The sequence below is a fragment of the Aliiglaciecola litoralis genome (assembly GCF_039523355.1).
Taxonomy (GTDB): domain Bacteria; phylum Pseudomonadota; class Gammaproteobacteria; order Enterobacterales; family Alteromonadaceae; genus Aliiglaciecola; species Aliiglaciecola litoralis.
Map to the genome: position 1 here is coordinate 113,477 of NZ_BAAAFD010000003.1, position 12,952 is coordinate 126,428.

The window sequence follows — 12,952 nt, forward strand, 5'->3', positions numbered from 1 at the left end:
CGGCTATTGGAGCGCGTGATTTTGTTTTAACTTGCTGGATATTGAATAGGTATTGCGTTGTTTTTGCTTAACATTTAGTTCTTTTTTCCCCAATTTCTTATTAAAACCTTGTCAGTTAAATCATAAACTTTAAAAGTGATGGTCGTTTTTTAATCAATTATCTGGTTATTGTTGAGATCTTTGTGTACTTTGAGAACGTAGTACTTTCTTTAAGTGAGGCTTTAGCATGAAAAACGCCTTTACCTGTTCAGTAAGTGAAAATGTTCTAAAAGTTGACTTCGACGACCGTTGGGATCATGTGCGTCATTATCAGTCATTGTTTAATGCAACAGGAGAGATTGCCCGCTCTTGTTTGGCAAATAAAAAATGGGCATTGCTGATCAATTGGCGGCAACAATTAATTCAAATCCCAGAAGAGGAGCGTATCTGCGTCCGCACCGTAAATAGGCACGTTCTATTGGGATTACATACTGTCGTAAACGTTATCGATCCTCACCCAATAACACAATGGCAACTGGATAAAGTAGCCAGCAGTAATCCCGCTATTAATGCTCAGATATTCGAGCAGACTGACGAAGCCCTGGCTTGGTTGTTCGAACAGGGCTTTGATACAAAGCTAAAAGAGGTGGATTTTGATATTAATTGGTTGAGCCCCAGTGAAGATTTTAAGCGAGCTCTAGACCAACTAGGGTTAGACCAAGAGCGCTTTATAGAAACCTGAAATCAACCTAAACGGTGAACATCGCAGAGCCCGACTACCAATGTCGCTTAACATTTTGATGTTAGATTTAACGCCGAGTTGAGCTCATCTGACAGTTGATTTCTGGCGTCTTACCATGAATGCAGTGCCAAGGAAGAGCAATATCCAAACTGACGTTCCTCCACTCGATGTGGGCTGCGCAGGCGGCTCTGACGATGGCGGCTGAGGTACATCAGTTGAGTCTGTTACAAACATAAGATTCCGAACGCTACCGCTGTCTTCCAGTGAAGACGCCGCTGGATCTTTGCGATAGCTCCATTCGATCAAATGGGTGCCTTCAGGAAGCTCAATCGATTGCTGAGTGAATCCCACATCACCAGAGATAAAATCTGTTTGTTCTCCATTGACTATTAAGTACAGTGCATCGAAAGGCTCGCTGGGCTCATCGACATTTTCTTCAGATGATACTGACCATTCGAACTCTAATCGTCCTTCACCAACAACTTGGGCTATCAGAATGCTTTGTTGCCTATCGTCGATATTGCCACTGATTACACCGCCAGAATTATTAACGCGCCAACTACGATCGCCTCCACTGAATATGGTGATAGCCGCATTTTGTGGTCCGACGGCATTGCGCAGCGTGCTAGCGCTCGCCACTGCAAACCCTTGAATACGCATACCATTGGTTGGCATGTCTGGAATATCTGAGGTTAGTGTTAAACTTGTTTGCTTCAACCCTGGACTGGCGGCATTAATGTCGATGCTAATCTCACAACGTTGCCCAGCTAACAGCACATTACAGTCATCCGAAATTAATTGAAAATCGGTTGAATTAGACAGGCTAAATACCGGCGTTGCGGTATTTTGTGAATTGTTCGTGACGGTGTAAGTTTGTCTAAACGGATTACCAACCGGAGAGTTGGTAAAGCGCGAGTCTCCAGTAATGCCCATGCCAAAACGGGTCGCATTAATAAAGTCCAACAATGCCCCGACCCGTGCGTACACACCTGGGTACCCGGCTACAGCACAACCTATTCCCCAACTGGTAATACCTACCTGTAGTGGTCCATTATTACTTTCAATAAACAGGGGGCCGCCACTGTCACCTTGGCATGCGCTTTTTCCCCCAAAGTCCAAAGCGGCGCATATCATTTGGTCGGTAACTCCGGTTTGCGAGCTGGATATACCTCTTGATTCGGCAAAAATTTGGCGACATTGGCTATTGGTTAGTAGCGGTAACTCCACTTCTTGCAGAATATCGGGGAAATTACCGGTAGGGCCGTCTCCGGATTGAACGCCATAACCAATTCTGCCACCCCATCCAATGGATTTAGCGATGCTGTTGGTTGCCGCAAACTGTTCAGTGGTTTGCGCATCTGCCAGTTCGATTGATGGCGCATCGACTTCGCGTGTTAGCGCTAACACCGCCACATCGTTATCAAATTCGTTATCGACATAATTAGGGTGAATATAAATCTGACTGATGGGGATCGCCTGGTCTGCACCATCCCGTAAATCGTATTCACCGACGTTCACACGTAACTGATTGGAAAACTCAGAATCTACACAATGGGCAGCGGTAAGTACCCACTTACCACCAAGGAAAGTCCCACCGCAACGGGCATTTTGGGTTGAACCACTTAAAACAGATACTTCGATAGAGGCATTGGCATTTTGTAGCTGTACCAGTGCCTGTCCATCTTGTTGGCTAATGGCAACAACGGGGATATCGCCGTCAAAGGCATTGCCTAAGGTACCATTCACCGACCCTGCTACATTATTATAAATAATGGCTCCTAGTCCGCCACCTGCTTGGCAGTTGAGGGTTTTAACTGCAAAGGTGAATTCGCCGCGTTCTATCAAGCAGATCCGGTTTTCTACACCTTCGCAAACATCCCCCGCCAACCCGCAAGAAACGATTTCGCCTGATACTTGACCGGTTGGGCTGAAGGTAAAAGGTGAAGATGAGTAAGATAGGCTATTTACAGTAAGGCTGGTGCTAAGCTGTTGTGACACGTTCACTAATGCCGCCATAAAGGGATAATCACCAGGATCTGTATCAGAGCCCCCTACGATCCGAGCTGTACCCGGAGCGTCTTGCATGTCAGTGTTGAGCTGCCTTAGTATTTGTTCAGAGCGCACACTGGTGGCCTGCACAACCGTTATATTCAGCAACAATATTACCGGTATAATTAACATGATGTACTTCATCAAAACACTCCCATCTAGCAAATCTTAATTATGCGAACTGCGCCATTGGGATCAATGGGTAGTCTGAATGGATACCGTAATCTACTAACAAATGTGAAACTCGTCGAACACAATTAGCGGATCTCGTTACCGTTTCGGTTATTTGTAATTTAATACGGCTTTGCGACAAGAAGCGATTAAAAAGCGCTAATTGGCTTAAAATTTACATTTTGCTCTCGCGTTTTAACCAAACTTCTGTATAATTCGCGCCCTGCCCAGTTACGCCCACTTTGGGAAAGTGGAAGAATCAATCGGCTCGAAGGGGTCAAATGTTTGATTTATGAGGTTTTCTGGAAGGGTACATGAACGATACAACGTACGTGTCTTATGCAGAAAACAATGAGTAACAATTTCGATATATCGGGTAATTTAAACATGAAAACATTTGTTGCAAAGCCAGAGACGGTAAAACGCGACTGGTACGTGGTAGACGCCGCGGACAAAACTCTTGGTCGTTTGGCCACTGAAATCGCACTGCGTTTGCGCGGCAAGCACAAGCCAGAATATACACCTCACGTTGATACCGGTGATTACATCGTTGTTATCAATGCTGAGAAAGTAACTGTAACTGGCCGTAAGGCTCAGGATAAGAAATACTATTCTTATACTGGTTACGTTGGCGGTATTAAAGAAACGACATTTGAGAAACTTCAAGCTCACAAGCCTGAAATGATCATTGAGAAAGCGGTAAAAGGTATGTTGCCTAAAGGTCCTCTTGGACGTGCTATGTTCCGCAAAATGAAAGTATACGCAGGTTCTGAGCATTCACATGCTGCTCAACAGCCTCAAGTTCTAGACATTTAAGGAGCGAGATAAAATGGCAGATACTCAATACTACGGCACTGGCCGTCGCAAAAGCTCTACCGCTCGCGTATTCCTTCGCCCAGGTAGTGGTAACATTGTTGTAAACAAACGTCCTTTGGACGAGTTCTTTGGTCGCGAAACTGCACGTATGATCGTGCGTCAGCCGCTAGAACTTGTTGAGATGACAGAAAAGTTTGACCTATACGTCACCGTTGCTGGTGGTGGTATCAGTGGTCAAGCTGGTGCAATTCGTCACGGCATCACACGTGCCTTGATGGAATTTGACGAGACACTTCGTCCAGCACTACGTAAAGCCGGGTTCGTAACTCGTGATGCACGTAAAGTTGAACGTAAGAAAGTGGGTCTTCATAAAGCACGTAAGCGTCCTCAATACTCAAAACGTTAATTTTTGGCGTTTCAGAGCGATTTCAAAAGCCCGGTTATCCGGGCTTTTTTATGTGCAAAATCTGGATTCTTGCGTTTTTTCAGCTTTCACCATCGAAACTTTCCTGTTAAATCCCCTAAAACGTGTTTTATTTTCGTAATTCCTTGTCTTTATTAGGGGTTTTCTTTTATCATTTCAGGCTATACCAATTCCATTAACAATCTGATCTGGCAGTGGAAAGCCAAAAGCGCTTTTAGATTCCACTGTTCGGAAAAAATCCAGATCATTAATGGAATTGGTATTTACAATACTAATAATTAAAACTGTAATTTCTTGTACTGGTTAGCTGATAGCAAAAACCTATCGGAACCAACTTTTTACGTTCAAGAAGTATCACTAAAATCCGAACTTGGAGAAAAGTGGATGAGCAATGTGTCTGTCGATACGAATGATTCGTCAGTAAATGGCAATCAACCTCAGGACAACCCGAGGCGTCGCTTTCTGACTGTAGCCACATCAGTTGTGGGCGCAGTTGGAGTCGCTGGTGCTGCAATACCTTTCATTGGATCATGGAATCCTAGTGAAAAAGCAAAAGCTGCTGGCGCAGATGTTGAAATTGACATCAGCAAGGTAGAACCGGGTCAATTGATTCGTGTTATTTGGCGAAGTAAGCCGGTTTGGGTGGTGAGACGCACACCTGAATTACTAGCTTCACTCTCGGCGCACGAAGATCAGCTCAAAGATCCTAACTCCGAAGTTGAGCAACAACCTCCGTTTGCACAAAACCCGTATCGATCTTTGAAAGAAGAGTACCTGATACTAGTCGGGATTTGTACGCACCTAGGGTGTTCGCCACAACATCTAACGGATGGTGCTTTTGCCCAGTATGCCGAGGGCGTCGCTGAAGGATTCTTCTGTCCTTGTCACGGCTCTAAGTTTGATATGGCAGGACGGGTATTCGAAAGCGTACCTGCACCTTCTAATTTACAGGTGCCTCCATATTTCTTTAAAGATGATGCCACTGTTGTGATTGGCTCGCTGGAAGGGGAGAGCGCTTAAGATGTTTAAGAATTTACTCGATTGGATTGAATATCGCATTCCAATGATGCGTGTGGCGAACATGCACGCCATTCAATATCCTGCGCCAAAAAACATGAACTTTTGGTATATTTTTGGTTTCTTGGCCACCATCGTCTTAATTAATCAAATTGTCACTGGCATTTGGTTAACGATGAATTTTGTGCCTACTGCTGAAGGTGCATTCGCATCTGTAGAGTATATTATGCGAGACGTTCCTTATGGTGACATCCTGCGTTATATGCATTCTACCGGCGCATCTGCATTTTTCATTGTGGTTTACCTGCATATGTTCCGTGGCATGATGTACGGTTCATATCAAAAGCCTCGTGAATTGCTGTGGCTGTTTGGTATGTTTATCTATTTAGCACTTATGGCTGAAGCCTTTATGGGTTACGTGTTGCCTTGGGGACAAATGTCCTACTGGGGAGCGCAGGTAATCGTATCTTTGTTCAGTGCCATTCCTGTCATTGGTCCTGATTTAGTTGAGTGGATCCAAGGGGATTATGTTATCTCTGGTGCAACATTAAACCGCTTCTTTGCGTTACATGTGATTGCCCTGCCACTTGTCATTGTGATTCTGGTTTTCTTACACATCGTAGCGCTGCATGAAGTTGGGTCGAATAACCCTGACGGAATTGAAGTTAAACGTAAGAAAGGCTCTTTGACTGAAGAGCAAAAAACCAAATTTGAAATTCATGAATATTACACCAGCAAATACGACATTATTGATGATGTTGTACCTTTCTTCCCACACATAGTGTTGAAGGACTTGGTTGCTTTTGCAGTATTCCTTGCACTCTTTAGCTACGTAATGTTCTTCGCGCCAGCTATGGGCGGATACTTCTTGGAAGCGCCAAACTTTGAAGTAGCTAACCCGCTGAAGACACCTGAGCACATTTTCCCTGTGTGGTACTTCACGCCTTTCTATGCAATTTTGAAAGCGATACCTGATAAGCTCGGTGGCGTTATTATGATGTTTGCCGCAATCGTCGCGCTGTTCTTGTTGCCGTGGATCGACCGTGGCAAGGTGAGATCATGGCGTTATCGCTGTGGCTTCCATCGCTGGAACTTACTGGTTTTCGCTGCTGTGTTTATTTTCCTTGGCTACCTAGGGGGTACACCACAGGAAAACTGGAAAATTATTGCGTCACAAATTGCCACCTTTATGTATTTTGGTTTCTTTGTGTTGCTGTTTATTTACAGTAAAAACGAAAATACCAAGCCCCTACCAGAGAGGATCACCAAATGAAGAAGTTGATATTAGTTTTTGGTTTCTTATTCTCAGGTGCGGTGTTAGCTGCCGGTGGTGCAAAGGTGCCATTAGATGCCGCCAACAATGATTTGACTGACAAAGCGTCATTGCAACGCGGTGCCATGATGTTTAACAACTATTGTCTTGGTTGTCATAACATGCAGTACCAAAGATACGAACGCAGCTTTAAAGACTTAGATATCCCTAACAAAATAGGTCAGGAATATTTGCAGTTTACGGGTGAGAAAGTATCTGATCACATTAAAAGTGCAATGCCTCAAGACGATGCTGCGAAGTGGTTCGGTGCTCCACCGCCGGATTTAACTTTGGTTGCACGGGTAAGAGGCGCAGATTGGTTGTATACCTACTTACGTACTTTCTATGCCGATGAAAGCAAAACTTTTGGTGTCAATAACAAAGTATTCCCTAACGTGGGTATGCCTCACGTGCTTCAAGAGCTGCAAGGGTTACCGCAAGAGACTTATGAACAAAGAATGGTCGACGGCGAAATGAAGCCTCGTTACGTTGGTCTTAAATCTGACGGTAAAGGTGTGTTAAACGCCGAAGAATATGATGATGCCGTTCGTGATTTGGTTAATTACTTAGAGTACGTTGGAGAGCCTGGACGTCTCAAGCTTGAAACTATTGGTAAATGGGTGTTGGCTTTCTTAGTCGTACTGTTTATTTTCGTTTACTTGCTGAAGAAAGAATATTGGCGTGATGTGCACTAATTAGCCAAAAATTAGGGTATAATCCGAAAAGGGGCGAGTCTGCCCCTTTTTTTAGTTAGCTCTTACCAATGGGTAAGAGTTTGGTTAAGCGACATGACAGCCTTGAGGCGTAAACGCTTAACGATTTTTATTGATTCTGGAGGATAGTTAATGGCTGTAGCCGCGAATAAACGTTCAATCATGACGTTGTTCTCAGACACAAGTGATATTTACAGTCACCAAGTACGTATCGTGCTTGCGGAAAAAGGTGTTGGCGTTGAAATCAGTTATACTGAACCAACTAACTTGCCTGAAGATTTACTTGATCTAAACCCGTACGGAACTGTGCCCACACTAGTGGACAGAGAGTTAGTTTTATACAAATCGCATATCATCATGGAATATCTTGATGAGCGCTTTCCTCATCCTCCATTAATGCCTGTATATCCAGTCTCACGTGGCCAGAGCCGTCTTATGATGCATCGCATTGAACAAGACTGGTATTCAATCGCAGACAGAATAATGGCGAAGAAAGGTGACCTTGAGGCTGCACGTAATGAGTTAAGAGAAGCGCTATTGAGTCTTGCCCCATTATTTGCCGAAACGCCATTTTTCATGAGTGAAGAATTTAGTTTAGTTGACTGCTACTTGGCTCCATTGTTGTGGCGTTTGCCTGCTTTAGGTATTCAGTTAAACGGTGCTGGAAGCAAAGAAGTTCAGGCTTATATGAGTCGTATTTTTGCGCGCAGTTCATTTAAAGCGTCACTGACTGATCAAGAAAGAGAGATACACGATCCATTATAGGATTTAACTGGCAATGATGACTTCTAATCAACCTTACATGTTACGCGCCTTTTACGAGTGGATTGTCGACAACGACCTCACTCCGTACTTGGTGGTAGACGCCACGGTAACAGGTACGTCTGTTCCGCAAGAGCATGTTCGTGATGGTCAAATTGTGCTGAACGTATCACCGTCTGCGTGCAACAACTTGCAGATGACAAATGCCGATGTGAGTTTCGAAGCCCGTTTTGGCGGTGTGGCACGGCAGTTGTTTGTGCCTTGTTCGGCAGTGTTGGCTATTTATGCTAAAGAGAATGGTGCAGGTACGGTGTTTACGCCTGAAGAGATGGATGATACTGAAAGTTTAGAATCGCCACCTCCTACTGAGCCGGCTCCTAAAGTGAAGAAAAAAGGTCCACCTAATCTCAAAGTGGTAAAATAATTAGATAAAGGCGCTGCATAGCGCCTTTTTTATTGTTAGATTAATCTGCACAATTTAGATGAGGGAACTAAGTTATGCGATATCTGTTGATTTTGATTAGCATTTTGCTTGGCGGATGCGACGACGGTCAAGTTGCTGATGGATCTATGTGGCAAATATGCGATACCTACGCTGATATTTGTGAGGCAACTCACTCAGGCGCGCTTTGTTCAGTTCCACGCGGTGAAGTAATTCGCAGTCTAGCCAAACAAAGAGAAGCATTAACTTCAATTAATACCTATGTGGCGCTCAAGTCACTTGATAATTATCGAACTTGTCTAGAAGATGCCTTTGTCTCTGAAGCAGTGAGAAATAAGCAAGATAAACAATCTCAAATCGCCACTATTCGCAATATTCCCGAACTACAAAAAGTACTGCTTGCGTCTACACGCACAATGTCACGCCCTGAGGTCAACTTGTGGCTTTGGACATATTCTCAAAGTCAAGATAACTGGGAATCAATGGTTAACGGGTTTGAAACAGCTAAAGAAGTGCACGTTGACGTATACGTCGCATTGATGACACAAACCGCAAAGCAAAGTCAGTCTAAAGCTTTGGAATACGCCCGAATGGCATTGAAAAAAGCACAAGTAATTAAAGATATTCAACCCTCAGTGTATGAGTTTTATGTGGGCTATTATCTGGATAAAAATGAACTGAAAAAAGCAGCAATATGGCAAGGTCTTTATAGTGCTTTAGACGAAAAAAAAGCGAGCGTTAATGCTGGCTATTTCCGCTTATATGAAAAAATGACAGCAGCGCAAATACGCGCCGCGCAACAAGAAGTGGACAGCTTGTTGTTCGATGCGAAGTGGTTAAATAAAGACATGAGTTCGTTTCCAAAGCACTTGATTTAACCACACTCTCATTACCACTGTGCAAATAAAGTATTTGAGCGTACGACGTTTTATCGGCGCTCGAACGCTTTAATCACTCTTGCAACGCCATTAATGTTGCGTGAGATGTCAACGGCGATATCCGCCTCGGCGTCACTGACTAAGCCCATTAAGAATACTTCAGAATCTTCTACTTCTACTTCGATTTGTAATCCATCGATTCGTTTGTCACCCAGTAATGCCGCTTTTACTTTGGTTTCTATCACCATGTCATTGGCCGTTACGCTGGCTGAAATCGGTTGGCCGATACGTACTTGATTGTGAATTTTCTTAAGATTTTTAACGGTCGCAGCGGTGTTGGCTATTTCCTGTCGTAGTTCTTCACTCGGCGCTTGTCCCGCAATAAGCGCTATCCCGTTATAAACCGAAATATCGATGTTGGTACTCGCTAGACGTGGATTGTTACCAAAAGCCGATGACAAGCGAGCTACGGCCGTTTTATCGTCGAGCTGCGTGCCTAAAGTGCGTCTATCATGAACCGCGGAAGCGGCTCCCATACCAGCACCGACTACCACAGCAGCACAACCTTGTAACAACGCACACAGCAATAACCAGGATAGTATCCATTTGGCACTAAACTTCATGGTTTATTACTCCGCTGATTTTTCGGGAAAAAGACTATCGTCAATGCACTCACATAAATTATGGATAACTAATAGGTGTACTTCTTGGATACGCGCGGTACGACTAGAGGGAACTCTGATTTCCACGTCATTGGGCCCAAGCAAACCGGCCATTTCGCCACCGTCTTTGCCAGTCAGAGCAACAATAGTCATATCTCTGCTTAACGCCGCTTCCATTGCATTTATGACATTACGCGAATTTCCACTGGTGGATATTGCCAGCAAAATATCACCAGCTTGTCCTAATGCACGGACTTGCTTTGAAAAGATTTCATCATAGCTATAATCATTAGCAATAGAGGTAATAGTCGAGGTGTCTGTGGTAAGCGCCATAGCAGGCAAGCTAGGACGGTCACGCTCGTAACGATTAAGCATCTCTGAAGAAAAATGTTGCGCATCACCAGCCGAACCACCGTTACCACAAGACAGGATTTTGTTGCCTCGTATTAATGCTTCAACCATCATTTGAGAAGCTTTAAAAATAGATGCCGGAAGCACTTCCCCTGCGGCAATTTTAGTTTGAATACTTTCGGTAAAATTTGCTTTTATTTGTTCTATCATGTTGGTCTCTGTGATTACTATCGTTAATTTACGCTGGTTGTTACACGCTCTTAAACCATTGTACGTGATCATCGTCTATCGCAACCAGATCAATTCGATGTGGCACGCTAGCCGGATTTAGATGATGTTGGTGCATAAAATGTTCCACCGCTAGCGTAAATTTTTTTCGCTTGGCGGTATGAAAAAATTCCACTGCGCAACCATGTCGAGTATTACTGCGATACTTCACTTCTACAAACACCCACTCTTGTTGGTCTCGCATAACCAGATCGATCTCGCCGAAACGACAATGGAAATTGCTACAATGATGCACTAAGCCCTGTTGTTGTAGATAGCCTTTGGCAGCATTTTCGGCTGCTTGACCACGATCATTTGAGTTACTTGGTTTAATCCAACGCAAGTAATATCACCTCATTTTCGGTGATCTTTCCAAACGGCATGACTCGCACAATATTGCCCATTTGATCTACTGATAGCAGACCGGTTAATCCATTGACACTGATTTGTGGCATGCTGCTAAGTGCTGCTATGTTGGGAAGTACAGAAAACGCGTCATAACCTAATGCAAAAAGTCGCTTCAAGGTATCATCTCGTTCGGGCCAGATTTTAACGGTTTCGGACTTCAAGGTTTGATGGTTATGTCCGGGCAACATCCAAGGCATGTCAGTGAAGGTTATATTGCGTAGATCACGCAGACTATTATTACTGAAATTTTCACTGAAACTGCGAGATGACGCATACACCGGCACCACCTTATCATCAAAAGGGCTCAAACTCGCTTCAACGATAGGATTAAGCAGTTCAGTTTCTTCAGGTGTGGCAAACAATATAATGGCATCAATATCGCGACGATTACGAGGCACTGAATGGATCTGTTCACTGCTTAGACCTTCAATTTGGTCAATGCGCTCGCGACTTTGTTTAACGTCCAACAATGCCGTTAAACTGTTACGCATAGACTTGCTATCGGTATAGGTGGCAAGTCCCGGTAGTCTTTGCTTGTCTTTGTTCAAATTTTGCCAAGTTTGAATGAAGGTGTCAGCCATACGTTTTGCAGCACCGCTACTTTGTGACATTACTATGGGAGATTTAGCGCCGGTACGAAATACTTTTTGGGCTAATTGTATGGCTTCATCTTCTGGAGACAGCGCAAAGAAAATGCGTAGCCCAGGTTCGGCAGATGCATCCTCATTAACCTTCATCGGATCTAATTCAGTTGAATCAGCTGAAGGCCCTGTGGCTATTTCATCCATTACTGGCTCCAAGGCCACTGGTGTTTTGGCAAGCTCTAGTCGATTGAGGCCAACGATATTTAGATGCATGGGGGCTTGGTCTACAAACTCTGCCAATTTATCTTTCATCAATGGGCCGATAACAACGTCATATTCCGATACTTTTGATATTAACGTCGCCATATCGTTGGCTTGGCTATCAAAAAAATGGAGCACTGGAGAATCTAGGGATTCATTTTTGGGGCTATGTTGATGCTGCTCTAGATAAGCAGAAAGTGCGCCTTCTTTTATCGCTAAACCTTGTTGTTCCAATCGTCCACTAAGTGGCAACAGTATGGCGATCTTTTGTGCCTTCAAGGGTTTAGCCTTCACACCAGCTTGCACTTCTAATGGCAACGAGAGACTTAATGGATGCTGCGGATATTGCGCTTGCCACTGCACCACCGCATTAGCAAATGTTTGGGTTTGTAAGCCATATTCTCGAACCAATAAACTTAACTGTAACCAAGGCGCGAGCTCAGGAACACGAAGACTGGCAGTTTGAAGCTCCTTTTCATTTAATCTTTGCAGTAAGTACCAAATTGTTTCGCTATCTTTAGGATCCCCGTCGTAAGCCGCGACTAAACTTGTGGCAGCAGCCAACCAACGCTGTTGGCTAGTCTCATGAGCACTGAACAATCGCATTGCACGATTAAAATGGCTAATACTGGGATCAACATGGTTTAGCTGTTGCGCTATTTCGACCCAATCGACAGGCTCATTTTGCAACTCACATTCTGCCAATAGAATATGCGCTTGGTTGCGTAATGCTGGCTCGTCTAGTTCGGGCAAACTTATCAATACTACTTTGCGGCTTTGCTCACAGTCATTTTGTTGTTTAAATGCTTCTGCGGCGCGCACAATCCATTGGTTACGGACAGTGCGATCATTTGTTTGAGCATAGCTACGTTGTGCTTGCTGTAAATAATAATCAGGATTTTCTAATGCCGGCTCTTCAGATTGGGCAATTGGTGTTTGATTGGAGGTAGGTTGTGCAGGAGCCTTGCTGGTCGATCCACATCCCACCAGATACACAAGACCTACACCTAACATCAAGCACTTAACATTTTGCATCTGTGTTCTCAAAAAATTCCAACCCATTTGTTGATAGGTAGTTTAAAATGCCTGCCTGAGTAAAACAATCAAAGGCTGA

At 44.1% G+C, this 12,952-nt stretch carries 14 protein-coding genes; 9 read left to right on the forward strand and 5 right to left on the reverse strand.

Features of this window, described 5'->3' with window-relative positions; genetic code table 11:
- The first annotated feature begins 226 nt into the window (after window positions 1–226).
- Entirely contained in the window at window positions 227–721 is a 495-nt protein-coding gene (locus ABD036_RS07495) for a hypothetical protein (protein ID WP_343858245.1), read from the forward strand.
- An 84-nt stretch (window positions 722–805) separates the two neighbouring features.
- Here the strand turns inward: ABD036_RS07495 and ABD036_RS07500 are convergent, their stop codons facing one another.
- Window positions 806–2,914, reverse strand: a complete 2,109-nt coding sequence (locus ABD036_RS07500; protein WP_343858247.1) for a trypsin-like serine protease — start codon at window positions 2,912–2,914, stop codon at window positions 806–808.
- Window positions 2,915–3,328: 414 nt separating this feature from the next.
- On the opposite strand from ABD036_RS07500, the gene rplM reads away from it, so the two are divergent.
- The 8 genes from rplM to ABD036_RS07540 all read left to right on the forward strand — a co-directional run bounded on the left by rplM (window position 3,329) and on the right by ABD036_RS07540 (window position 9,305).
- Window positions 3,329–3,757, forward strand: coding sequence for a 50S ribosomal protein L13 (gene rplM / locus ABD036_RS07505; RefSeq protein ID WP_343858249.1), 429 nt, complete (start codon window positions 3,329–3,331; stop codon window positions 3,755–3,757).
- A 13-nt stretch (window positions 3,758–3,770) separates the two neighbouring features.
- Window positions 3,771–4,163 carry a 30S ribosomal protein S9 gene (rpsI, locus tag ABD036_RS07510; protein WP_343858251.1) on the forward strand — a complete coding sequence of 131 codons (393 nt, stop codon included), beginning with the start codon at window positions 3,771–3,773 and terminating at the stop codon, window positions 4,161–4,163.
- Window positions 4,164–4,565: 402 nt separating this feature from the next.
- A complete protein-coding gene (gene petA / locus ABD036_RS07515) occupies window positions 4,566–5,201 on the forward strand; it encodes a ubiquinol-cytochrome c reductase iron-sulfur subunit (protein ID WP_343858253.1) in 636 nt (211 codons plus the stop codon).
- Window position 5,202: 1 nt separating this feature from the next.
- Window positions 5,203–6,471 (forward strand): cytochrome b, encoded by a 1,269-nt coding sequence (locus tag ABD036_RS07520; RefSeq protein ID WP_343858255.1) that lies wholly within the window; start codon window positions 5,203–5,205, stop codon window positions 6,469–6,471.
- A complete protein-coding gene (locus ABD036_RS07525; protein WP_343858257.1) occupies window positions 6,468–7,205 on the forward strand; it encodes a cytochrome c1 in 738 nt (245 codons plus the stop codon). Before ABD036_RS07520 ends, ABD036_RS07525 begins: the two co-directional genes overlap by 4 nt.
- A gap of 150 nt (window positions 7,206–7,355) precedes the next feature.
- The gene (gene sspA / locus ABD036_RS07530) at window positions 7,356–7,988 is read left to right on the forward strand and encodes a stringent starvation protein SspA (RefSeq protein ID WP_343858259.1); all 633 of its coding nucleotides are present in this window, start codon (window positions 7,356–7,358) and stop codon (window positions 7,986–7,988) included.
- 16 nt (window positions 7,989–8,004) lie between these two features.
- Complete coding sequence (locus tag ABD036_RS07535; protein WP_343858683.1) at window positions 8,005–8,409, forward strand: ClpXP protease specificity-enhancing factor; 405 nt, start codon at window positions 8,005–8,007, stop codon at window positions 8,407–8,409.
- A gap of 74 nt (window positions 8,410–8,483) precedes the next feature.
- The gene (locus ABD036_RS07540; protein ID WP_343858261.1) at window positions 8,484–9,305 is read left to right on the forward strand and encodes a DUF2989 domain-containing protein; all 822 of its coding nucleotides are present in this window, start codon (window positions 8,484–8,486) and stop codon (window positions 9,303–9,305) included.
- Window positions 9,306–9,355: 50 nt separating this feature from the next.
- On the opposite strand, the gene ABD036_RS07545 is transcribed toward ABD036_RS07540, so the two are convergent.
- The 4 genes from ABD036_RS07545 to ABD036_RS07560 are packed head-to-tail and all read right to left on the reverse strand — an operon-like array spanning window position 9,356 to window position 12,873.
- Complete coding sequence (locus tag ABD036_RS07545) at window positions 9,356–9,928, reverse strand: BON domain-containing protein (protein WP_343858263.1); 573 nt, start codon at window positions 9,926–9,928, stop codon at window positions 9,356–9,358.
- Window positions 9,929–9,934: 6 nt separating this feature from the next.
- Complete coding sequence (locus ABD036_RS07550) at window positions 9,935–10,528, reverse strand: phosphoheptose isomerase (protein ID WP_343858266.1); 594 nt, start codon at window positions 10,526–10,528, stop codon at window positions 9,935–9,937.
- Window positions 10,529–10,568: 40 nt separating this feature from the next.
- The gene (locus ABD036_RS07555; RefSeq protein WP_343858268.1) at window positions 10,569–10,928 is read right to left on the reverse strand and encodes a YraN family protein; all 360 of its coding nucleotides are present in this window, start codon (window positions 10,926–10,928) and stop codon (window positions 10,569–10,571) included.
- Window positions 10,915–12,873: a penicillin-binding protein activator gene (locus ABD036_RS07560; protein ID WP_343858270.1), complete on the reverse strand. Its 1,959-nt coding sequence runs from the start codon at window positions 12,871–12,873 to the stop codon at window positions 10,915–10,917. Before ABD036_RS07560 ends, ABD036_RS07555 begins: the two co-directional genes overlap by 14 nt.
- Between the last annotated feature and the right edge of the window lie 79 nt (window positions 12,874–12,952).